19 protein-coding genes and 1 riboswitch are annotated in these 23266 nt (G+C 60.9%); of the genes, 11 read left to right on the top strand and 8 right to left on the bottom strand.

Going from position 1 to position 23266, the window contains the following annotated elements:
* Positions 1-41: 41 nt before the first annotated feature.
* From HKK53_RS17905 to HKK53_RS17895, 3 genes are read left to right on the top strand one after another with little or no spacing between them, the layout of a single operon-like run.
* Positions 42-959: a DUF6625 family protein gene (locus tag HKK53_RS17905; protein ID WP_169371925.1), complete on the top strand. Its 918-nt coding sequence runs from the start codon at positions 42-44 to the stop codon at positions 957-959.
* The gene (locus tag HKK53_RS17900; RefSeq protein WP_169371924.1) at positions 922-2076 is read left to right on the top strand and encodes a glycosyltransferase family 4 protein; all 1155 of its coding nucleotides are present in this window, start codon (positions 922-924) and stop codon (positions 2074-2076) included. The genes HKK53_RS17905 and HKK53_RS17900 overlap by 38 nt, the downstream gene beginning before the upstream one ends.
* Positions 2073-2957: a glycosyltransferase gene (locus HKK53_RS17895; protein ID WP_169371923.1), complete on the top strand. Its 885-nt coding sequence runs from the start codon at positions 2073-2075 to the stop codon at positions 2955-2957. Before HKK53_RS17900 ends, HKK53_RS17895 begins: the two co-directional genes overlap by 4 nt.
* Before the next feature lie 25 nt (positions 2958-2982).
* Here HKK53_RS17895 and HKK53_RS17890 read toward each other — a convergent pair whose 3' ends face one another.
* The gene (locus tag HKK53_RS17890) at positions 2983-4197 is read right to left on the bottom strand and encodes an acyltransferase family protein (protein WP_169371922.1); all 1215 of its coding nucleotides are present in this window, start codon (positions 4195-4197) and stop codon (positions 2983-2985) included.
* A complete protein-coding gene (locus HKK53_RS17885) occupies positions 4197-6062 on the bottom strand; it encodes a bifunctional O-antigen ligase/aminoglycoside phosphotransferase family protein (RefSeq protein ID WP_169371921.1) in 1866 nt (621 codons plus the stop codon). Before HKK53_RS17885 ends, HKK53_RS17890 begins: the two co-directional genes overlap by 1 nt.
* Before the next feature lie 156 nt (positions 6063-6218).
* On the opposite strand from HKK53_RS17885, the gene msbA reads away from it, so the two are divergent.
* The 4 genes from msbA (at position 6219) to hldE (ending at position 11039) form a co-directional block, all read left to right on the top strand.
* Positions 6219-8021: a lipid A export permease/ATP-binding protein MsbA gene (gene msbA, locus HKK53_RS17880; RefSeq protein WP_169371920.1), complete on the top strand. Its 1803-nt coding sequence runs from the start codon at positions 6219-6221 to the stop codon at positions 8019-8021.
* 185 nt (positions 8022-8206) lie between these two features.
* Complete coding sequence (locus tag HKK53_RS17875; protein ID WP_169371919.1) at positions 8207-8911, top strand: sulfotransferase family 2 domain-containing protein; 705 nt, start codon at positions 8207-8209, stop codon at positions 8909-8911.
* Complete coding sequence (gene cysC, locus HKK53_RS17870; protein WP_169371918.1) at positions 8904-9515, top strand: adenylyl-sulfate kinase; 612 nt, start codon at positions 8904-8906, stop codon at positions 9513-9515. The genes HKK53_RS17875 and cysC overlap by 8 nt, the downstream gene beginning before the upstream one ends.
* Positions 9516-9617: 102 nt before the next feature.
* Entirely contained in the window at positions 9618-11039 is a 1422-nt protein-coding gene (hldE, locus tag HKK53_RS17865; protein ID WP_169371917.1) for a bifunctional D-glycero-beta-D-manno-heptose-7-phosphate kinase/D-glycero-beta-D-manno-heptose 1-phosphate adenylyltransferase HldE, read from the top strand.
* A 153-nt stretch (positions 11040-11192) separates the two neighbouring features.
* Here the strand turns inward: hldE and HKK53_RS17860 are convergent, their stop codons facing one another.
* The 4 genes from HKK53_RS17860 to HKK53_RS17845 all read right to left on the bottom strand — a co-directional run bounded on the left by HKK53_RS17860 (position 11193) and on the right by HKK53_RS17845 (position 14706).
* Positions 11193-12161: a metal ABC transporter ATPase gene (locus HKK53_RS17860; RefSeq protein WP_169371916.1), complete on the bottom strand. Its 969-nt coding sequence runs from the start codon at positions 12159-12161 to the stop codon at positions 11193-11195.
* A 32-nt stretch (positions 12162-12193) separates the two neighbouring features.
* Positions 12194-13006 (bottom strand): aldo/keto reductase, encoded by an 813-nt coding sequence (locus tag HKK53_RS17855; protein WP_169371915.1) that lies wholly within the window; start codon positions 13004-13006, stop codon positions 12194-12196.
* Positions 13003-14178, bottom strand: coding sequence for an NAD(P)/FAD-dependent oxidoreductase (locus tag HKK53_RS17850; protein WP_169371914.1), 1176 nt, complete (start codon positions 14176-14178; stop codon positions 13003-13005). Before HKK53_RS17850 ends, HKK53_RS17855 begins: the two co-directional genes overlap by 4 nt.
* Positions 14179-14373: 195 nt before the next feature.
* A complete protein-coding gene (locus HKK53_RS17845) occupies positions 14374-14706 on the bottom strand; it encodes a DMT family transporter (protein WP_123402464.1) in 333 nt (110 codons plus the stop codon).
* Between the two features lie 103 nt (positions 14707-14809).
* Between HKK53_RS17845 and HKK53_RS17840 the strand changes: the two genes are divergently transcribed.
* Together HKK53_RS17840 and waaA are read left to right on the top strand one after the other, a co-directional pair.
* The gene (locus HKK53_RS17840) at positions 14810-15730 is read left to right on the top strand and encodes a LysR family transcriptional regulator (protein ID WP_169371913.1); all 921 of its coding nucleotides are present in this window, start codon (positions 14810-14812) and stop codon (positions 15728-15730) included.
* Positions 15723-17000 (top strand): lipid IV(A) 3-deoxy-D-manno-octulosonic acid transferase, encoded by a 1278-nt coding sequence (waaA, locus tag HKK53_RS17835; protein ID WP_169371912.1) that lies wholly within the window; start codon positions 15723-15725, stop codon positions 16998-17000. Before HKK53_RS17840 ends, waaA begins: the two co-directional genes overlap by 8 nt.
* A 64-nt stretch (positions 17001-17064) precedes the next feature.
* Here waaA and HKK53_RS17830 read toward each other — a convergent pair whose 3' ends face one another.
* Complete coding sequence (locus HKK53_RS17830; protein WP_169371911.1) at positions 17065-18504, bottom strand: TolC family outer membrane protein; 1440 nt, start codon at positions 18502-18504, stop codon at positions 17065-17067.
* 192 nt (positions 18505-18696) lie between these two features.
* Positions 18697-18802, top strand: a riboswitch (TPP riboswitch).
* Positions 18803-18968: 166 nt separating this feature from the next.
* On the opposite strand from HKK53_RS17830, the gene thiC reads away from it, so the two are divergent.
* Entirely contained in the window at positions 18969-20858 is a 1890-nt protein-coding gene (gene thiC / locus HKK53_RS17825) for a phosphomethylpyrimidine synthase ThiC (protein WP_169371910.1), read from the top strand.
* A gap of 191 nt (positions 20859-21049) precedes the next feature.
* The gene (cytX, locus tag HKK53_RS17820; RefSeq protein ID WP_169371909.1) at positions 21050-22342 is read left to right on the top strand and encodes a putative hydroxymethylpyrimidine transporter CytX; all 1293 of its coding nucleotides are present in this window, start codon (positions 21050-21052) and stop codon (positions 22340-22342) included.
* On the opposite strand, the gene HKK53_RS17815 is transcribed toward cytX, so the two are convergent.
* On the bottom strand, positions 22311-23054 hold the full coding sequence (locus HKK53_RS17815) for an RsiV family protein (protein ID WP_169371908.1): 744 nt from the start codon (positions 23052-23054) through the stop codon (positions 22311-22313). The genes cytX and HKK53_RS17815 overlap by 32 nt on opposite strands.
* Positions 23055-23266 lie beyond the last annotated feature (212 nt).

Below are 23266 nucleotides of genomic sequence, written 5' to 3'. Positions count from 1 at the left end.
GTTTAGCATGTCGGCAAATTAAACAGCCGCAGTGACTTTGTGTGATGAACTCATGCCCGCGTATTCTTTTTCTGATTCCTTATTTCGGCCATTGGCCGTTCTGGATGCCGTTCTTTCTGGAGAGTTGCAGACGTAACGCCGATATCGACTGGTTACTGTTCAGTGACTGCGGTACGCCTGAAAATCTGCCGCCCAACGTCACCGTCGAGGCCATGACCTTCAGTGATTATTGTGCGTTGGTGTCACGGCGCTTGAAGATCGACTTTGCGCCCGCTGCCGCTTACAAGCTGTGCGATATCAAGCCGGCGTTGGGACACATTCATGCCGACCGCCTGCAAGGCTATGATTTCTGGGCGTTTGGCGATATTGATCTGGTGTATGGTGACCTGCGAAGTTACTTCACCCCGGATCGGCTGGCCGGTCATGACCTGTTTTCTACCCATGAGCGGCGGGTTGCAGGGCATCTATGCCTGATGCGCAATACCGCGCGCAAGCGTGAGTTGTTCATGCAGATCAAGGGTTGGCAAACGCGTTTTACCGACCAGGAGCATCACGCGCTGGACGAAGGGGCTTTCAGCCGTATCTTCCACTGGCGCAAGAATTTTCCAGAGCCGCTGTTCACCCTGGTGGGCAAGCTCAATCCGTGGCGTCGCCGCAGCGAATTCACCGAGGCCTTCAGCACGCCGGGTGGCTGCATCAAGTGGCATGACGGCACGGACGATTTTCCGCGTCACTGGTATTGGCGCGATGGCAGTTTGAGCAATGATCGCGATGGCGATCGCCGGTTTCCGTATTTCCACTTCGTTTGCTGGAAACGCAACGAGTGGTCACGGTTGCCCCCACCCGATCCAGCCGAGGTCAGGCGCCTCGCCGCCGAACCGGCCTGGGTCATCGATGCGACTGGTTTCCACGGGGAGAGTTATGAGTCAACGGTCAAAGGTTCTGCAACTGCAGCCTGACTACAACGTCAAAGCCCATGATTTTGCCGACCTGGCAGAGCAGATCGTCAAGGCGCTGCCGAGCGATCGCTATGAGGTGACTGCCGCGTTTCTACGCGGCAAGCCGGGGCCGGGCGAGGCAGTGAGCCGTGCCGACCGTTCGGTGTATTTCGAGTTTTCCGACAAGTCCCTCAAGGGCATGCGCCTGCGCGCGATGTGGCAGTTGTACAAGTTTTGCCGCGCAGAGAAGTTCGACGTGGTGATCTGCAACCGTTTCAAACCCGTGAACATGATGCTGACGCTCAACCGTTGGCTGAAAGTGCCGCTGTGCATCGGCATCTCCCACGGTTTTGGCGAGTACGACCGGTTTTACCGGCGCCGCCAGACCCAGCGCCTGGTGGATCGGCACTGGCGCTTCGTCGGCGTCTCGCCAGCGGTCAAACAGTACCTGCTGGACTGCGATTGCGGCTTTACCGAGCAGAACACCTACGCCATCACCAACGCCATCGACATCGAGCAGGCCGAAGGCTTGCAGCACAGCCGCGAGCGCGCCCGTGAGATGTTGGGCATCGACCCGTCGGTGCGGCTGATTGGCGCCCTGGGTCGCCTGGTGCCGGTCAAGGGGCATACCTACCTGTTGCAGGCATTTGCCGCGCTCAAGGACAAATACCCGAACACCCAACTGGCGATTATCGGTGCCGGCCGCGAAGAAGCGAAACTGGCCGCCGAGATCGAGCGCCTGGGCCTGACCGGCCGGGCGCATCTGCTGGGTTTCAAGGAAATCGCCTTGCAGTACATTCGCGCGTTCGACGTCTGGACCATGCCGTCCCTGGCCGAAGGCCTGGGCTTGGCACTGCTCGAAGGCATGAGCGGGCATCTGCCGGTGATCGCTTCGAACGTGCCGGCCATGTTGCCGCTGATCGAGGGCGCCGGTGGCCTGGCGATTACCCCCAAGGATGTGCCAAGCCTGGTCGCGGCGCTGGATAACTACCTCGGCCTGTCGGACGACGAACTCAAGGCCAAGGGCGAACAGGCGTTCCGTTATCTGCAGACCGAACACGACATCGAGGTGTTCCGCCAGGAATACCTGAACCTGATCGACTCCGGCCTGGAACAGGCTCGCAAGGAACAGAAATGAACGACGCGCAACCCATCGTCACGGTCATCATCGCGTCGTACAACCACGCTCGCTACATCGAGGAAAGCATCCTCAGCGTCATCAACCAGACGTACTCGAACATCGAGTTGCTGGTGGTCGATGATGGTTCAAAAGACGACAGCGTCGAGCGCATCAAGGCGTTGCAGGCTCAACACGGCTTCGATTTCCGGGTTCAGGAGAATCAGGGGCTGACCAATACGCTCAATGGCGCGATCGCCCGTTCCACGGGGAGCCTGATCGTGCCGTTCGGCTCCGATGACATCATGTTGCCGGAGCGCATCGCCACGCAGGTGGCGTACATGGACGGCAAGCCCGAGGTTGGCATTTGCGCCGGCAACATCGAGCTGATCGACGCCGATGGCAATCTGTACCCGGAGAAGCGCCAGCGCCGGGATGTGCCGTTCCGTCGCCTGGATTTCGATGACATGTTCCTGGAGCGCAAGCCTTACCCGCCTGCGCCGACCCTGATGATTCGCCGTGAAGCGCTGGACAAGGTGGGCGGGTTCGATCCGAACATTCGTCTGGAGGATTTGCTGATCGAGCTGAAGGTGACCCATGCCGGTTATTTCATCGACGGCCTGAATGTGCTGATGGCGCGCTATCGCAAGCACGCCACCAACTCCTACAAGAACCACCGTTTCATGATCGACAACATCCTGCGCTCCTACGCCTTGTTCAGCGATCATCCGCTGTACGACGAGGTGCGCTACAAGTTCTTGAGCTCGATGTTCCTTAAAACCGCCAACCGTGACCGCAAGCTGGCGCGGGAGCTGCTGGCGCAGATCCCGCTCAAGGCCTGGAACAAGAAGACCTGGCGTGGTCTGGGGCGGCTGTACTTCTCGCCGCTGGAAAAGGACTGAATTCGTTCAGGCAGTTCGCTCGATGTTATCGGGCGAACTTTTCCCTCAGGTTCTTCGCCATCCGGCCCTGACGCAGCCACTTCAAGACGTGCTTGCCGGCGTTGATGCCAGGCTTTTCGATGTACAGGAAGGTCGCGCTACTGATGATAATCAGCAGGCACGCACACAGCGCCATCGTCGGCAGGAAGACCCAGGTTTCCCGGGTGTCGATGTTCAGCACGTGCGGCAGGCGCTGCACCATGACCCAGAGCAGGAAACCGTGCAGCAGGTAGGTGCTGTAGCTGATTTCTCCCAGCCAGCGGATGCTGCGCGGCTTCAGGGCGCCAAAAAGCGTGTGCCCGGATGCCACGATCACAAAGAACACCGACATCAGCAGCAGCGGCATCAGGCTGAACGCCCGGTTGAAAGCGGTAAAGGCAATGGCCAGGGCGAGCAACGCGATAATGCCCGCCAGTCGCGTCTGACTCCAGGCCACCAGTTGCGGGCGGCGCACCCAGTACGCGGCAGCGATACCCCCCAGGAAGCTGGCCAGGAAATGCTTCTTCAGCGAGTGTTCCCAGCCGACCACCTGGTACAGCACGTAAATGCCGATCAGGCACAACACCACTTGCAGCCAGCTGCCGCGATAGATGAACACCATCGCGGCCAGAGGCAGCGCCAGGTAGAAAAACACCTCGTAGCCCAGGGTCCAGGTGACGTTGGAAATCAGCATGCCCGTCTGGTGGTACTGGTTGATGTCCGGTCGGTCAAAGGTCAGCCAGGCCAGGATCTGTCCGGCAAGCTTGATGCCGGGCTCCTTCAGTTCCCAGTTCTGCAACTGGAAGACCGAGACAAACACAATCAGCATCAGTGGCAGGTACAGCGGATACAGGCGGAACAGCCGGGAGACCGCAAAGGCCAGCCAATCGTGTTGGCGTCCCTGGGAGAGCAATCGGCTCCAGAACAGAAAACCGGTGATCATGAAAAACAGCGCGACGCTGCCTTGGCCGAGCTGCGAATAGAAATTGCTCGGCGGGAAATCAATCACGCCGGTGCGCAGAAAGATCCAGGTAATGATCGAGTGGTGAATAAACACACCAAACGCGAGATAGCCGCGCAAGCCGTCGATGCTGGCAAAGCGACTTTCACCGGAATGCTGAAGGTGGCGGGCGATTTTCGGCACGGCGCGCAACAACAAGGCGGCTGTCAGGATGGCCAGCACGTAGGCTGCCACCGCTATGAGGGGGTTGGTTTCAATCATCAATGAGCCCGGGCCGTGTTGCTGGCGGCCAGCACTTGCCTGTGCAGGTTGTTTACGGCGGATGTGGATGCGGTGGCGGCGTATCCCTGGAGCAGCGCCTGGAAGTGATCTTCGAACAGCCAGCGCCGATCTTCGGTGTAGCGTTGCATATGACGCAAATTACGCTGACGCAGTGACAGACTCAGTGACGACGGGTAGATGCGCATGTCGGCCAGATCGATCAGGCCGAACTCGCCGTCGTCCAGCACCAGTACGTTGCCCAGGTGCAGGGAGCGGAAATACACGCCTTGCTCATGCAACTGCGCCATGAACTTGCCGAAACGCTCTACCAGTGCCTGGCGCACCGCCGGCGCGGTGATCCCTTGCAGGACCTGGCGCAGGGTGTTGCCGGGCAGTGGCGAGTAATGCACCGCGCTGCTGCCGTCTTCGAGGCGGTACAGGGCCAGGGTCTGTGGTGTTGGAATGCCCAGGGTCCGCAGTTGCTCGCTGTTGACGGCAAAGCGTTCGGAATAAGGGTTGAAACTGCCCGAGGTGTACCAGCGACGACGACGGAACAGCTTGAGGAAACTGCCATCGACCAGGCGCAGTACTTTCGGCCCGAGACCATCCTCCTCGATCACCTGGGCATTGGCGGCCATCTGCACGAATGCCGTCGGCGTCAGCGTCTTGACCGGCGTGGCCAGCAGGCGTCTGGCGCGCTGGTTGATGCTCAGCGCAGCGATCAGCGCCAGCGGAATCCACAGCAGGAACCAGTGCTCCTTGGGGCGAGAAATGATCCCGCCGCCCTCGGTCAAACCTGCTCCAATCCCGAATATCAGCCAGGTCGAGGCAACAATGAACAGCGGTTGGACGCGATAGCGCCAGCTGCTCAACAGGGCCCAGGCCTGGAAAAACAGCCAGGGCAACAAGCCGATAATGCCGACGTAATAGAGCACGCCGAGCGCAAAGCTATGCGGCTCTTGCAAGGTGTAGCCGACGCCGGGGTCGAGTGCCAGGCTGGCGTTGTAGCCATGGCCAATCCACGGGTGTTCGGCAATCCGACTCAGGGCCAACTGCCAGATTTCAAAGCGAAAGGAGTCGCCTCGTTCAATGAGCATCCGCGAAAACAGCACGCTGACCGCTAACCCACTGACGGTCAGCGCTGCGAGCAATACGATTGAACGACGATTCCAGCAAATGAAGCCCAGCCAGAGCGCAGCCAGTGTCAGGGCAACCAGTGGGGTCCTGGAGCCCGTGGCGATTACCGCGGCAAACATGATGGCCATCGCCGGAAGGCTGAGCCAGAGCATCTGGCGCCGCTTGCAGGTCATGCTCAGGCTCAACCAATAGGCACAGAAAAAGCCGAAGATATGCGAGCTGAGCAAGGGGTTGTCGAACGCGCCGCCCCCAATCAGTCGCATGCCCGGCTCATAGATATGGGCAAACATGAACAGGTTGTAGACCGAGGCGATCAACCCGACCATCGCCGCGCTGAACAGCAGTGGCTGGATGATTTCGCTGCGGTGGCGCACCAGCAGATAGGAACCGGCGAACAACAGCAGCGTATGAAGCGCCGGCTTGAACTGGGCGGGGATGCTCTCGTCATCCGTCGGTCCCCAGCACAGGCTTAGCAGGGCCCACGCGGCGAACAGCAACAGTGCGATGAACACCGGTTCACGCAGCAATTCCTTGAGTTCCCGCGGGCGCAGGCACAGGGCAATCAGCGATGGAATGCTGAACAGGCCGTAAAACAACTTGTGGTGAAGGCTGCGCCCGGGCAGAAAGAACAGCGCACACAGGAGCAAAAGATAGCCCAGTGGAAGAATCCACAGGCAAATGAAGTCGAAAACTCGATTGGACGTGCTGTTGAAACCGCTGAGTTGCATGCTGAGAGATTCAATCCTGAAGTTGATCGGCCATTTCGGGGGGATGGCTATTTGATGCTGAATGCAGTGCCTAACAATAACAGCCTTTATGCGTTTGCCAGAACCCTGAAGAAGCTGTGCTAAAGTCAGCGTCCTTTTTATCGACATTCGCGTGATATGACCGACTCCAGTCTCTCCGCAAGCCCATCGAGCTTGAAAATCTACTTCCGTCTGCTCGGCTATGTCCGGCCGTACATCAGTCTGTTCCTGATCAGCATTGTCGGCTTTCTGATTTTCGCCTCGACGCAGCCAATGCTCGGCTACATTCTCAAGTACTTCGTCGATGGCCTGTCCAATCCAGAGGCCGTGCTGTTTCCAACGGTGCCTTACCTGCGCGACCTGCAACTGCTGCAGGCGGTGCCATTGCTGATCATCCTGATTGCCGCGTGGCAAGGTTTCGGCTCGTACCTGGGCAACTACTTCCTGGCCAAGGTGTCCCTCGGGCTGGTCCACGACCTGCGGGTGCAGTTGTTCAACAACCTGCTGGTCTTGCCTAACCGGTACTTCGACAAGCATAACTCGGGTCATCTGATTTCGCGTATCACCTTTAACGTGACCATGGTGACCGGGGCGGCCACGGATGCGATCAAGGTCGTAATTCGTGAGGGCATGACAGTGATTTTCCTGTTTGCCTCGCTGTTGTTCATGAATTGGAAGCTGACGCTGGTCATGGTCGCGATCCTGCCGCTGATCGCGGTCATGGTGCGCACCGCGAGCAAGAAATTCCGCAAGCAAAGCAAGAAGATCCAGGCCGCCATGGGCGACGTGACCCACGTGTCCTCGGAAACGATCCAGGGTTATCGCGTGGTCCGCAGCTTCGGCGGCGAAGTCTACGAACAGAAGCGCTTCCTGGCCGCCAGCCAGGGCAACACCGACAAGCAATTGCGCATGACCCGTACCGGCGCGATCTACACGCCGCTGCTGCAACTGGTGATCTACTCCGCCATGGCGGTGCTGATGTTCCTGGTGCTGTACCTGCGCGGCGACGCTTCAGCCGGTGACATGATTGCCTACATCACCCTGGCCGGCCTGCTGCCCAAGCCGATCCGCCAGTTGTCCGAAGTCAGCTCGACCATCCAGAAAGGCGTGGCCGGTGCCGAGAGCATTTTCGAACAGCTGGATGTCGAGCCGGAAATCGATACCGGTACCATTGAGCGCGATGCGGTCACTGGTCGCCTGGACGTGCGCCACCTGAGCTTCACCTACCCGGACACCGATCGCCAGGTGCTCAACGACATCAGCTTCTCGGTTGAGCCGGGGCAGATGGTGGCGCTGGTAGGGCGTTCGGGCAGTGGTAAATCGACGTTGGCCAACCTGATTCCACGCTTCTATCACCACGACAAGGGCGAGATCCTGATCGATGGCGTTGAAGTGGAACAATACAAACTGCTGAACCTGCGCAAGCACATCGCCCAGGTGACCCAGCATGTGACGCTGTTCAGCGACACCGTGGCCAACAACATCGCCTATGGCGATCTGGCCGGCGCGCCCCGTGAAGACATCGAGAAAGCGGCGAAAGACGCTTACGCCATGGACTTCATCGCGCAGTTGCCCGAAGGCCTGGACACTCAAGTCGGCGAGAACGGCGTGTTGCTGTCCGGTGGTCAGCGCCAGCGTCTGGCGATTGCCCGGGCGTTGCTGAAAAACGCACCGTTGCTGATCCTCGACGAAGCCACCTCGGCCCTTGATACCGAATCCGAGCGGCACATCCAGGCGGCACTGGACCAGGTCATGAAAGGCCGGACCACCCTGGTGATCGCTCACCGGTTATCGACCATCGAGAAGGCTGACCTGATTCTGGTCATGGACCAGGGCCGGATCGTCGAGCGCGGCACCCACGCCGAACTTCTGGCCCAGAACGGCTACTACGCCCGCTTGAACGCCATGGGCCTCGACGCCCCGGCAGAAGACATCGCCTGACCTGCGGCGGGGGTGAGCCTGACTCACCCCTCGCTCATCGGACGTGCAAGGCGTCCGGTGATTTGTATCGGCTTGCTTACCCGTCCTGACCAAACCTGAATAAATCTCTGCACCGCGCTTGTTAAGGTTCCTGAACGAACTTTGACTTTCATCGGCGGGGCCATCCCCGTCGCGCGGGTATTGCCATGTTGCAACGCTATCTCTGGAAACTGTTGCCCAAGCAGCAGCGGGCCTTCCTGCTGGGGCGCCTGTCGGTTGTCGACCGCCAGGTCGTGAACAAGTCGATGTCGGCCAATCTGCACTTTCCCAAGTCCTTCGCACAGCGTGAATGCCTGTTCATTCACGTGCCCAAATGTGCCGGGAGTAGCGTGTGTGCGGCATTGTTCGACGACTGGAGCCCCGGGCACTTGCCGTTGTACTGGTACGAGCAGCAGTTTCCCGAACAGTTTGCCTCCAGTTTCAAATTCGCTTTTGTTCGCGATCCGCTGGAGAGGGCGTATTCGGCTTATGCGTTCCTGCGGGGTAATGAGTTGGGCCGGCGAGATCAGGCGGCGCAGAACCTGGTCAGTCAGTACCGCGATTTCGATGACTTCGTGGCGCGCTGGCTGCACCCGGAGACGATTGGCCGGCAACTGCATTTTGCGGCGCAAACGGATTTTCTCACTGACTCCCTGGGGCATCTGGCGCTGGATTTCATCGGCTATCAGGAACACCTGGCGCGGGATTTCGCGCTGGTCTGCGAGCAGTTGAAGTTTGCGGTGGACTTGCCTCACATCAACAGCTCGCAGCAACGCCAGCCGAGGCTTGCCCGTGATTTCTGTTCGGTTCGGACCCGTCGGCTGGTGCGCCGGGTTTATCAGCGCGATTACGAGATGCTCGGCTATGAATGAGGCCCAATCGATGTCAGCGCCCATGCCGGCGATTCGCCCCTATGGATTGGCGCTATCGAGCCAGGCCCGGGCCGCGCTCAAGTCGCAGCGTCCGTGCTGCCTCTGGTTGACCGGATTGTCCGGGGCGGGCAAGTCGACCCTGGCCAATGCCCTGGAGCTGCAACTCAATCAACGTGGCCTGCACACCTTTATCCTCGATGGCGACAACCTGCGCGGTGGTCTGTGCCGCGACCTGGGGATGGGGGCTGATTGTCGCCGGGAAAACATTCGGCGCATGGCCGAGGTGGCGCGACTGATGGTCGATGCCGGGCTGATTGTGATCGTGGCGGCGATCTCGCCGTTTCGCGCCGAGCGTGAGGCGGCGCGGCAGCTGTTTGCTGAAGGTGACTTCATCGAGGTCTACGTGAGCACGTCATTCGCGGTCTGCGCGCAACGCGACCCCAAAGGTTTGTATCAGGCCGCCCTGCAAGGCCGGATCAAGGACTTCACCGGCATCGACAGCCCGTATGAGGCACCGTTGACAGCAGAGTGCGAGATCGACACGCAGAGCCTGGCGCTGGAAGACGCCTGCGCTCGGCTATCGAGTTTTTTGCTCAATAAATGATCAAAAAATCCTGCCAATTCATCCTGTTGCAGCCGTCGCGCAAGCCGGTGCCAACCCTGTGGTAATATCGCGCCCCTGTTCATTTTGTATGTGGGTTGCTCCATGAAGTTGTCCATGCCGCGATTCGATCAAGCCCCTGTCTTGGTGGTCGGCGATGTCATGCTCGACCGTTACTGGCATGGTGGTACCTCACGGATTTCCCCTGAGGCGCCGGTACCGGTAGTCAAGGTCGAGCAAATCGAGGACCGCCCGGGCGGTGCCGCCAACGTTGCCCTTAACATCGCCGCCCTCGGCGCCCCGGCCTCGCTGGTCGGTGTGACCGGCGACGACGAAGCCGCCGACAGCCTGGCCAACAGCCTCAAGGGCGCTGGCGTGCGGGCGTTGTTCCAGCGTATTGCGCACCAGCCGACCATCGTCAAGCTGCGGGTCATGAGTCGTCACCAGCAACTGCTGCGGATCGACTTCGAAGAACCGTTCGCCACCGACGCCCTGGCGTTGGGCGAGCAGGTCGACGAATTGCTCGAAGGCATCAAGGTGCTGGTGCTGTCCGACTACGGCAAAGGCGCGCTGAAAAACCATCAGGTGCTGATCCAGGCCGCCCGTGCCCGTGGCATTCCGGTGCTGGCCGATCCCAAGGGCAAGGATTTCTCGATCTACCGCGGTGCGAGCCTGATCACGCCGAACCTCAGCGAGTTCGAAGCCATCGTCGGCGGTTGCGTCGATGAGCACGACCTGGTGAGCAAGGGCGCTACCCTGATGCACGACCTCGACCTCGGCGCCTTGCTGGTGACCCGTGGCGAGCACGGCATGACCTTGTTGCGCCCGGATCATCCGGCGTTGCACCTGCCGGCCCGCGCCCGTGAAGTGTTTGACGTGACCGGCGCCGGCGACACGGTAATTTCGACCCTGGCGGCGGCGATTGCCGCTGGCGAAGAACTGCCCCACGCGGTGGCCCTGGCCAACCTGGCGGCGGGCATCGTGGTCGGCAAGCTGGGTACGGCGTGCATCAGCGCGCCGGAACTGCGCCGCGCCATCCAGCGTGAAGAGGGTTCCGAGCGCGGTGTGCTCGGTCTTGAGCAATTGCTGCTGGCGGTCGACGATGCCCGTGCGCACAACGAGCGGATCGTCTTCACCAACGGCTGCTTCGACATTCTGCACGCTGGCCACGTGACCTACCTTGAGCAGGCGCGGGCCCAGGGCGATCGTCTGATCGTCGCGGTCAACGACGATGCTTCGGTGAGCCGCTTGAAAGGGCCGGGTCGTCCGATCAACAGCGTTGACCGGCGCATGGCGGTACTGGCCGGTCTGGGCGCGGTGGATTGGGTCATCAGTTTCCCTGAAGGCACCCCGGAAAACCTGCTGCGCGAGGTCAAGCCGGATGTGTTGGTCAAGGGTGGTGATTACGGGATCGACCAAGTGGTCGGCGCGGACATCGTCAGCGCTTACGGCGGGACAGTGAAAGTGTTGGGGCTGGTGGAAAACAGCTCGACCACGGCAATTGTCGAGAAGATCCGTAATAACTGACCCCGGCTGATCGTTCCCACGCTCTGCGTGGGAATGCCTCGATGGACGCTCGGCGTCCGCTGTTGGGACGCGGAGCGTCCCGGGCTGCATTCCCACGCGGAGCGTGGGAACGATCAAATACAAGGAGCTGCCGAAGGCTGCGAACTTTTGGCTTTAAGAGCCGACTTTCTTGCGCGGCACGATCTTCTTCAACAATTGCGTGGCCTTCCCCCGCAACCGCGCCAACCCTGAATCCTTCCCGGGCGGCGCCAACCCTTGCTGGCGCACCCAATCCTTCCAGCGAATCCGCTCATCCCTGACCAGCCAGCCTTCCTGTCGGGCAAAACTCTCGGCCAAGTACAACCCTCGGGTACTCGCCGGGTACAGCTGATCCTTCTTCAAGGTGTACAGCTCAGCCATCGGCTGGCCATCTTCCAGCGGCATCAAGTACAAGTCCGGACGCTTGCGGTCCAGCCGTGCCACCAGTTGATCACCTTCCAGGCGCTCGTCGACATGAAACAGGCTCAGGGACTTGGCTTCCTTGGGCACGTCCAGGCGCAAGTCGTAGATCAGTTGCAACGACGCGGTCGGTAAATGCACATAGGCCCGTGGCCGTTCGATCAACTGCATATTGGCGCAACGTACCGGCCGCGCCGAGCCGGACAACGGCGTCAGGCGAAACGGCAGGGCTTCGCGATAATGCAGGGCGGACGAGTAGGGCGCCGGCAGCCAGGTGTCATTGAAGCGCCCGGTCAGCCAGCCTTCCGGGGTTTCCAGCAGGCACTCTTCGGCGATCTCCTGGATCGCCGTGTGCAACGGCAGGTTCAACTCATGAGCCGGCACGTAACCGGAAATCAGCTTGAGCACCACGTCGCCACGGTCTTGCCGACGCTGACGCACCAGTACCCAGTAATCGCGATTCTGCCAATGCAGGGTCAGTCGCACCGAGACCCCGAGATTGGCCAGTTCCAAGGCAAAGCGCTCGGTGTCGGCCACGCTCACCGGGCGACGACGTTGCAGGGTCTGGGAAAAATTCAGCGGCATCCCGACGCTCTGATAACTCAGGCCTTCGGGAGTCGCTTCGACGTACAACGGCAGGGTCTTGAAGTTGCTCGGGTTCTTTCTAATGAGCGTACGCGGCATGTCGGCTCCTGCTTAAGGCCGCGTGGGCGGCATCAGTTTCTACGTAGGACCTGGGCAACGGTCGCGACGTTGTGGGCGAGGTGCAGCGGATTGATGGTCCCGACAATAGCACTGGCAACACCCGGATGTTGGAACAACAACTCGAAGCTGGCGCGCACCGGGTCCACGCCGGGGCTCAGGCACACGTGACCGCTGGCGAGGGCCTTCTTGACCAGGATTGCTTTGCCGTGGGCAGCAGCATAGTCAATCACGGCTTTTTCGTTCTGTTCGTTCAGATTGTAGGTGACCATGGCGCAATCACCTTGTTCCAGAGCCTTCAAGCCGCCTTCGACGGTTTTCCCGGAAAAGCCGAAGCCGCGAATCTTGCCCTCGTTCTTCAGCTCGGCCAGGGTCGCATAGACCTCGCAGTCGTCGAGGATCCTAAGGTCATCGCCGTCGGAGTGCACCAGCACTAGGTCGATAAAATCCGTTTCCAGACGTTGCAGGCTGCGCTCCACCGACAGGCGCGTGTGGGCGGCACTGAAGTCGTGGCTCGACTGGCCATCGACAAACTCTTCGCCGACCTTGCTGACGATCACCCAGTCTTGCCGCTGGCCACGCAGCAACGGCCCGAGACGTTCTTCGCTGCGACCGTAGGCCGGGGCGGTGTCGATCAGGTTGATGCCCATGTTGCGCGCGAGGTTGAGCAGCATCCGCGCTTCGTCATCGTCCGGAATCTGGAAGCCGTTGGGGTACTTCACGCCTTGGTCGCGACCGAGTTTCACGGTGCCCAGGCCGAGGGGCGAAACCAGCAGGCCGGTGCTGCCCAGCGGGCGATGCAGATCGTGCAGGGTTTTTACACTCATGGCAGCAGTTGCTCCCAGGCGGGGACGCCCATCGGTGGTTTTGGCAGATCAGGCAGCGGCGCTGCCGGGCCGGGTTGGATACCGTCGCGGTTCAGGCTGGCGATCACCCGATCAGCGAAGTCCGGCGCCAGCGCCAGTTTGGTTGGCCAACCGACCAGCAACCTGCCCTGTTCGGCGAGGAACGCATTGTCCGGGCGGGTCAGGCCGGTTTGCAGCGGTTCGGCGCGATCCACGCGCAAGGTCGCCCATTGCACGGTGCTGAGGTCGATCCACGGCAGCAACTGGCCCAGTTCTTTTTGCGCCGTGGCGATTTGCTCGGCGGGTTCGCGGGCCACGCCTTCGGCTTCAGCGATATCGCCGCCCAAATACCAGACCCACTGGCCATCGGCAGCCGGGTGAGTGGTGACGGTGATGCGCGGTTTGGTGCCGCCGCCCAGGCAGTGGGCGTACAGCGGTTTGAGGCTCGGGCCCTTGGCGATGATCATGTGCAATGGGCGGCGCTGCATGGCGGGCTGGCTCAGGCCCAACGCTTCGAGCAACGCGGCGGTGCCACCGCCGGCGCTGAGGACGATGCGCTGGGCGCGAATCTCACGGCCGTCGACTTTCAGGCCAACCAGAATTCCGCCGTCCAGCAACGGTTCGATGGTCTGTCCGGCGAGCAAACCGTCGCCCGCCAGATCGGCCAGGCGCTGGATCAGGCTCGGCACGTCGATCACCAATTCGGCCAGGCGATACACCTTGCCCTTGAAGCGCTTGTCTTGCAGCGCCGGCGGCAGTTGATCGCCCTTGACCTGATCGACGCGGCCACGCACGGCTTTGCTGGCGAAGAAACTGGTGAGGTTGCCGGCGATCGTGCCAGGGGACCACAGGTAATGGGCTTCGGACAGCAGGCGCACACCGCTCAGGTCCAGCTCACCGTCACCGGCCAGCGCTTCACGCCAGCGGCGCGGCATGTCGGCGATGGCTTCCGAAGCGCCGGTCAGCGCACCGTGCAACGCGTACTTGGCGCCGCCATGGATGATGCCCTGGGACTTCACGCTCTGCCCGCCGCCGAGACTGGCACTTTCCACCAGCACGGTCGAAAAACCCTGGCGGCGCAGACGCGCATTCAGCCAGAGGCCGGCGACACCTGCGCCGACAATCAGAACGTCGGTGGAAATAACGGATGGCATGCAGCGACCTCAGTGTTCAAGACGAGGGCGCAGTATACAGATTCATGCCGGACGCAAACTTTGTAGCAACTGCCGAAGGCCGCGTTCGAGGACGAAGTCCTCGCCTTTAATCTGTCTGAAGAATCGCGTTGTCAGGGAATACGACTGCTTCGCAGTCGGACGCAGCCTTCGGCAGCTGCTACATAAAATCGCGGATCAATGCCCCGCGGTTTTGGAGAAGAGCTGGATGACGACGACGCCCAACACAATCAACCCCATCCCCAACATCGCCGGCACATCCAGCTTTTGCCCATAAATAAACAGCGCTGCCACGCTGACCATCACAATCCCCATCCCGGCCCACACCGCGTAGGCCACGCCCACCGGCACGCTGCGCACCACCAGGGTCAGCATCCAGAAGGCGATGCCGTAGCCGACAATGACCAGAATCAGCGGCAGGGGCGTGCTGAAACCTTTGACCGCTTTCATCGAAACAGTGGCGATCACTTCGGCGCAAATGGCGATGGCCAGGTAGTAGTAAGCGGTCATGGGGTAATCCTCAATTGAAGTGTTGCTCTCTGAGGTCGGCATTCTAGAGATTCTCCAGATGCGGTAAAGTCATTACCTATCTGCCTAAGAGATGGGTTGCGCCATGAATATGCAATGGAATCTGGAACAGCTGCGTTTGTTTGTCAGCGTAGCGGAACAGCGCTCTTTTTCGGCGGTGGCGCGGGACCAGCGCAAGGCGCAGTCGGCGGTCAGCAGTTCGATTGCGTTGCTGGAAGAGGACCTGGGCGTAAGCTTGTTCGATCGCAGCAGCGGCCGCCAGCCGAAGCTCACCGAGGCCGGTGGTGCCTTGCTGGAAGAGGCGCGGGAAGTGCTGCGTCAATGCGAGCGTTTGAACGGTCGGGCGCTGGCGATGATGCGTGGCCAGGAAGCGCGCCTGCGGGTGGCGCAGGACGAGGCGATGCCTTATCAGCCGATCATCGAAAGTTTCGAAGCCCTGGCGGAAAAATTCCCCAGCCTTGAAGTGCAGTTGACCAGCGCCGCCCAAGGCGATGTCGCGCGCAAACTGGTGGAGCGTCGGGCGGATCTGGGGCTGTTGTTCTTCCATGATCAGATCCCCGAAGCGCTTGAGCGACGGGTGCTCGGCAGTGTCGAAATGGTCACGGTGTGCGGCAAGGGCCATCCCTTGGCGGGCATGGGTGAAGTCGACTGCCAGCAACTGGCTCAGCATCGGCAGTTGCTGATGTCCACCGAATCCAGCGTTTACCCCGGCAGCGAGCCCGCCAGCCCGCAAGTCTGGCGTGCCGACAGTTTCTACGTGATGGCCGAATGGCTGGTACGCGGTCTCGGCTGGGCCTGGCTGCCGCGGCACGTGGTGCAATACCCGACGTATCAGAATCAGATGGTCGAACTGGTCAGCGAATGGACCCCGCCGGCGCTGGTGGTGGAACTGGTGTGGCGCCGCGACGAACCGCTGGGCCCGGCCGCGCGCTGGCTGGCGGAACGTTTTGCCGTGCACTTGCAGGCGATCGGCTTAAAAACCGATAAACTCCGCCGCCATGAATAGAACTCTCTACACCGCGCTGTTTTACCTGGGGCTGCCACTGGTAGCGATTCGGCTATGGCTGCGTTCGCGCAAGGCGCCGGCGTATGCCAAGCGCATTGGCGAGCGCTTTTCCTATGGGTTGCCCGCGATGAAACCGGGCGGCATTTGGGTACACGCCGTGTCTGTAGGCGAAAGCATTGCGGCGGCGCCGATGATTCGCGCCTTGCTGCAACGTTATCCCACGCTGCCGATCACCGTGACCTGCATGACCCCGACCGGCTCGGAGCGCATCCACGCTTTGTTCGCCGATGAGCCGCGCATCCAGCACTGCTATTTGCCCTACGACTTGCCATGCGCTGCCGCGCGGTTTCTTGATCGGGTCCAGCCGAAACTGGCGGTGATCATGGAAACCGAGCTGTGGCCCAACCACATCCATCAGTGCGCCAAGCGCGGGATTCCCGTGGCGCTGGCCAATGCGCGATTGTCCGAGCGTTCGGCCAAGGGCTATGGCCGCTTCCATAAACTGACCGGGCCGATGCTCGCCGAGATGAGCCTGTTCGCGGTGCAGACCGAGGCTGAGGCCGAGCGTTTCCGCTCACTGGGCGCACGTGCGGAAACCGTCGAAGTCACCGGCTCGATCAAGTTCGACCTGACCATCGACCCACAACTGCTCCAGGGCGCCGCCGAGTTGCGCGGGCAGTGGCAGGCGTTGGAGCGTCCGGTGTGGATCGCCGCGAGTACCCACGAAGGTGAAGACGAAGTGGTGCTGGCGGCCCATCGTCAGTTGCTGGCCAGTCATCCCGATACGTTGCTGATCCTGGTGCCGCGTCATCCGGAGCGTTTCAATTCGGTGTTCGAGTTGTGCCAGCAGCAGGGCTTTGCCACGGTACGGCGTTCCACGGGGGAGTCGGTCACCACCGATACCTCGGTGCTGCTGGGCGACACCATGGGCGAGTTGCTGTTTCTCTATGCCTTGGCCGACAGCGCGTTTGTCGGCGGCAGCCTGGTGCCGAATGGCGGGCATAACCTGCTGGAGCCGGCGGCATTGGCCAAGCCTGTGTTGAGCGGCCCGCACCTGTTCAACTTCCTCGAAATCGCCGCGCAGTTGCGCAGTGCCGGGGCGTTGCGGGAAGTGGAGGATGCCGAAGGGCTGGCGCTGGCCGTGCAGCAGTTATTCGAACTGCCGCGAGATGCGCAGCGCATGGCCGAGGCGGGGTTGAAGGTGATGCGCACCAATCAGGGCGCGTTGCAGCGATTGTTGGGTGGTCTTGGACGATTGATCAACCGCTAATTTGTAGGAGCAAGGCTTGCCCGCGATGGGCCCTTAAGATCGCCATCGCGGGCAAGCCATGCTCCTATTGACCCGGCCGGGCCTTCAATTGCTCGGCCGCAGCTTTGGCCAGGTCCGGCGGCAGGAAGTCTTTATCCGGGTTGTAGTCAGCCTTGAGATAGCGCGACAAATCCTGCAAATCCCCCGGGTTCAATGTGCCCGCCGCTTGCTTCAAGCGCAGGTTGTCGAGGATGTAGTCGTAGCGGGTGTTGTTGTAGTTGCGCACCGAGGTGTACAGCTGACGCTGGGCATCAAGCACGTCAACGATGTTGCGCGTCCCCACCTGATAGCCGATCTCGGTGGCTTCCACCGCGCTCTGGTTGGAGATGATCGACTGCTTGCGCGCCTGCACCTGCTCGACGTCGGTGTTCACCGCGCGGTGCAGGTTGCGGGTGTTTTCCACCACTTGCCGGCGCAGGGATTCGCGTTGCTGCTCGGACTGGTCAAGGCGTGCGTAGGACTCGCGCACCTGGGAGTTGATCAGGCCACCGCTGTAGATCGGGATGTTCACTTGCAAGCCGACGGTGGTTTGCTCGACGTTGCCGCCGTAAGGCTGGCCGAAGGCGTTCGGGTTACTGAAACCCAGCGCGTCGTTGTCACCCTTTTCGTATTTGGCCACCGCATCGAGGGTCGGCGCGTGGCCGGCCTTGCGTTGCTTGAGGGTTTCTTCGGCGGCGCTGACCGCGTAGTTGCTGGCCAGCAGATTCAGGTTCTGTTTGGCGGCGGTGTCGACCCAGGCCTTGGCGTCATTCGGCGCTGGCGGCAGGATCGGCAAGGTGTGGACGATGCCCTGGATCGCGTTGTACTGACGGTTGGTCAGGGTGATCAAGGCTTCGAATGCATCATCCACCTGACGCTGGGCGAGGATTCGATTGGCCCGCGCGGTGTCGTAGCTGGCCTGGGATTGCAGCACGTCGGTCTTGTCCGACAGGCCGACATCGAAGCGCTCGTTGGACTGGTCGAGCTGGCGTTTGAACGCGGCTTCTTCGGCCTTGGTCGAAGCCAGGTTGTCCTGGCTACGCAGCACGTTGAAATAGCTTTCTGCCGATTGCAGGATCAGGTTCTGTTCGGTGGCCGACAGTTGCAGCGAGGCTTGCTCGTTGACGTCCTTGGCGGCCTGGAACTGGAACCAGCGATCGGCGCGGAACAGTGGCTGGGCCAAAGTCGCCTGATAGGAATGGGCATTGCGGTTGGCGGTCGCCGACGGCTGATCGATCTGGGTGCGCACGGAACTCAAGTTGGCCCCGCCCGACAGGTTCGGCAGCAGGCCGGCGCGGGCCTGGGGTACGACTTCTTTCTGGGCGCCGTACTGGGCACGGGCGGCCGCCAGGTCAGCGTTGTTATCCACCGCTTCCTGATAGACGCTGACCAGGTCGGTCTTGGTGGATAAGGGCGCTTCTGCGGCCCAGGCCATTCCATTGGAAGCACAAGACACGGCAAGGGCCAGTGAGAGTTTGCGCAGCATGCGGCCATCCCTAAAAAATTACGCTGATAATTTGAGCGCCAAAGGTAAGGCGCAGCCTGCACAGCGTCAAGGCGCGGCACAGCGTAGCGAGTGTAGTTGCGCACACGTTTGGCAACAATCCGTTAATTGCGCCATTCATCACGGTGTTTACTCCGGTGTTGGCGTTCCTTGCCAGTTGTGTCTAGACTGGCCGGGTTCTTGTCGGGGTGCCTTGCTATGAGGCTGAGATCGAATAATTTCGGATCCCGTTGAACCTGATCAGGTTAGCGCCTGCGTAGGGAACAAGATTTCTCGTCACCCGGCGAGTCCTCTTGTGCTTCGTCCGGGATGTTGTTCGACAATCGAACACCCCTCGAGCACTGAGCACAGCACCAACAGCATTGTTATGGCTGATTGGTCGCGTCCATTCGTTACAGGTTCGCTCCGACAAAAATCCACTGCCTGGATGTGTTGGAGAGCCCGTGATGACGATAAAACTAAAAAATACGACGAACCTGAGTGATTCGGCCCAAGTCGATCAACAGTCGGTTCAACCGTTTACCCGCTCGCAAAAAATCTATGTCCAGGGTTCCCGCCCGGACATCCTCGTGCCGATGCGTGAAATCAGCCTCGACGTGACCCCGACCGACTTCGGCGGCGAGATCAACGCGCCGGTCGTCGTGTACGACACCTCGGGCCCGTACACCGACCCCAACGTCATCATCGACGTGCGCAAAGGCCTGGCCGATGTGCGTTCGTCGTGGATCGAGTCCCGTGGCGACACCGAGCGTCTGCCCGGCCTGAGCTCCAACTTCGGCCAGGAACGCCTCGCCGATGCTGAACTGACCAAGCTGCGGTTCGCCCACGTCAACAATCCGCGCCGGGCCAAGGCCGGGGCCAACGTCAGCCAGATGCACTACGCCCGCCAGGGAATCATCACCGCCGAGATGGAATACGTCGCCATCCGCGAAAACATGAAGCTCGAAGTGGCCCGCGCCGCCGGGCTGCTGGACCAGCAACACGCCGGTCACAGCTTCGGCGCCAGCGTGCCGAAAATCATCACCCCGGAATTTGTCCGTGACGAAATCGCCCGTGGCCGCGCGATCATTCCGGCCAACATCAACCACACCGAACTGGAACCGATGATCATCGGCCGTAACTTCCTGGTGAAGATCAACGGCAACATCGGCAACAGCGCCCTGGGTTCGTCCATCGAAGAAGAAGTGGCGAAACTGACCTGGGGCATTCGCTGGGGTTCGGATACGGTCATGGACCTGTCCACCGGCAAACACATTCACGAAACCCGCGAGTGGATCATCCGTAACTCGCCAGTGCCGATCGGTACCGTGCCGATCTACCAGGCCCTGGAAAAAGTCGACGGCGCTGCCGAAGACCTGACCTGGGAGCTGTTCCGCGACACGCTGATCGAACAGGCCGAGCAGGGCGTCGACTACTTCACCATCCACGCCGGCGTGCTGCTGCGCTATGTGCCGCTGACCGCCAAACGTGTGACCGGCATCGTTTCCCGGGGTGGTTCGATCATGGCCAAGTGGTGCCTGGCGCATCACAAGGAAAACTTCCTCTACACCCATTTCGAAGACATCTGCGAAATCATGAAGGCCTACGACGTCAGCTTCTCGCTGGGCGATGGCCTGCGTCCGGGTTCGATTGCCGACGCCAACGATGCGGCGCAATTCGGTGAGCTGGAAACCCTCGGCGAGCTGACCAAAATCGCCTGGAAGCACGACGTGCAATGCATGATCGAAGGCCCGGGCCACGTGCCGATGCAGTTGATCAAAGAGAACATGGACAAGCAGCTCGAGTGCTGCGACGAGGCGCCGTTCTACACCCTCGGCCCGCTGACCACCGACATCGCGCCGGGCTACGACCACATCACCTCCGGCATCGGTGCGGCGATGATCGGCTGGTTCGGTTGCGCCATGCTCTGCTACGTCACACCGAAAGAGCACTTGGGCCTGCCGAACAAGGATGACGTGAAGACCGGGATCATCACCTACAAGATCGCGGCCCATGCCGCCGATCTGGCGAAGGGGCATCCGGGGGCGCAGATCCGCGACAATGCCTTGAGCAAGGCGCGGTTCGAATTCCGTTGGGAAGACCAGTTCAACTTGGGCCTGGATCCGGACACCGCGCGTTCGTATCACGATGAAACCCTGCCGAAGGATTCGGCCAAGGTCGCGCACTTCTGTTCCATGTGCGGGCCGAAATTCTGCTCGATGAAAATCACCCAGGAAGTCCGCGAATACGCGGCCAACCAGCGGATCGAAACCGTCGATGCCGAAGTCGCCCAGGGACTGGCGGACCAGGCTGAGCGGTTCAAGCAGGAAGGCAGTCAGCTGTACAAGAAGGTCTGATCCGACACTGATCGTTCCCACACGGAGCGCCCCTGATCGTTCCCACGCTCCGCGTGGGAATGCCTCCTGTGACGCTCTGCGTCACGCCGTTCGGGGACGCGGAGCGTCCCGGGCTGCATTCCCACGCGGAGCGTGGGAACGATCATCGCGGGATCAACACAACAACAAAATGTCCCTCTGAGATAACACCCTTGAGCATTCAACCCAGCACGTATTCCCCTGATATCGCGGTGCCAAAAGACAAACGTGTCTTCGGCGGCCGTGATCTGTTTTCCCTGTGGTTCTCCCTCGGCATCGGCCTGATGGTCTTGCAGACCGGCGCTCTGCTCGCGCCAGGTCTGGGCCTGTCCGGCTCGCTGCTGGCGATCTTCCTCGGCACCCTGGTCGGCGTTCTGCTGCTGGCGGCGGTTGGGGTGATCGGCAGCGACACGGGCCTGTCGTCGATGGCCGCGCTCAAACTCAGCCTCGGCAAACATGGCGCGAGCCTGCCGGCGGTGCTGAACCTGTTGCAACTGATTGGTTGGGGCTCGTTCGAAATCATCGTCATGCGCGACGCCGCCAGCCTGCTCGGCGCCCGGGCCTTCAGCGAAGGCAGCTTGCTGTCGAACCCTTTGCTCTGGACCGTGTTCTTCGGTGGCTTGGCGACCTTGCTCGCCGTCAGCGGTCCGCTGACCTTCGTGCGGCAGATCCTGCGCAAGTGGGGCATCTGGCTGCTGTTGGCCGCGTGCATCTGGCTGACCTGGAACCTGTTCGCCAAAGCCGATCTGGCCGCGTTGTGGGCTCAGGCCGGTGACGGTTCGATGCCGTTCGCCGTGGGCTTCGACATTGCGATTGCGATGCCGCTGTCCTGGCTGCCACTGATTGCCGATTACTCACGTTTCGGCAAGCGCGCGAAAAACGTGTTCGGCGGTACCGCACTGGGCTTCTTTATCGGTAACTTCTGGCTGATGAGCCTGGGCGTGGCTTACACCCTGGCGTTCGCGCCGAGCGGTGAAGTGAATGCCTTGCTGTTGGCGCTGGCCGGTGCCGGCCTGGGGATTCCGCTGTTGCTGATTCTGCTGGACGAGTCGGAAAACGCCTTTGCCGATATTCACTCGGCGGCGGTGTCCAGCGGGATTCTGTTGCGCTTGAAAGTCGAACATCTGGCGTTGGCGATTGGCGTGATCTGCACATTGATCGCGTGCCTGGCGCCATTGGCCCAGTACCAGAACTTCCTGCTGTTGATCGGTTCGGTGTTTGCGCCGCTGTTCGGCGTGGTGCTGGTGGATCACTTCATCCTGCGCAAACGCAGTGCTCAAGTTGCATCAGCCGCATTGCGCTGGCCGGCGTTGCTCGCCTGGTTGGGCGGGGTGAGCACTTATCATCTGCTGGCGAATCTGTATCCGGATGTCGGCGCAACCCTGCCGTCGCTGGTACTGGCAGGGCTGCTGCAACTCGTGCTCGGTCGAGCCTTCAGTTACGGCCGGGAAACAGCTCGGGCCTGAGAATGCCGTTCAGGCGCGGGTAGGGGATCTTCAGTTCGATGTGGCCCAACGCGTAAGGCGCGATGGTGCTCACTTCGTACTTGAGGATCACCCCACCGTAGGTCAGCGCCACGTTCTGGGTTTTCTGGAAATGCCAGGTCTTCAGGAAATCCGGTTCCTGATCGAGCTTGGTGCTGATCAGCCAGCTGTTGTGCGCCACTTGCGCGGCTTTCCAGAACGCTTCTTCCTGCCCCGGCAGCAACATGTCCGACAAGGTCAGCACTCTATGCTGCTGGCGCGAATAGTTGATGAAGCTGCGGCCTGGCGTGCCATGGGCGCCGCCGGTGTCCAGGTAGCTGGAAAATTCGACGATCACCAAGCCGTCATGCTGCTCACGTACCTTGGCTTGCAAGTAGCTGCTGGAGCGCGGTGCGGCGGTGCGCAGGAACTGGTCGCGATAGGCGGCCAGGGTCGGTGCCGCCGGAGCGTCCGGGGTGCGGGTCAATTGCAGCAGGTTTTTTTCGACGATGCCGTCCAGCTGTGGCTCGGCCGGGAATCGCAAGGTATCGATGTTTACCAACGGGCAGTCAGGCGTGGTGCAACCCGGCTTGAGGATTTCCGAAGCATCGCGGGTGGTTTCCAGCGGCGTCCGGTAGTTGGGTTGGAACAGGCTCTGGCAAGCGCCCAGTGTCAGGGCGATGGCGGCCACGGAGGCGATTTTAAAAAGCGACATGGGCGTCCTTCATAAAACAGGGAAAGGCGAAAAGTTACCGCTTCGACTGTCAACGAAGCAGTCAGTTCGCCACTAAGCTAATTAGAGTTGGTTTCGCCCTCACCGTCTATCCCGATGAGGGTAAAGGGGCTGCATCAAATGTCGCGGGCGCGTTAGGATGGCGCGAAGTCGAGGTTGCCAGTAATAAAAAGCAGCCTCGTAACGGATTGCAG

The organism is Pseudomonas sp. ADAK7 (assembly GCF_012935675.1).
GTDB lineage: Bacteria > Pseudomonadota > Gammaproteobacteria > Pseudomonadales > Pseudomonadaceae > Aquipseudomonas.
Note: the sequence above shows the minus strand (reverse complement) of the source record. Positions and strands in the feature narration are given on the sequence as shown.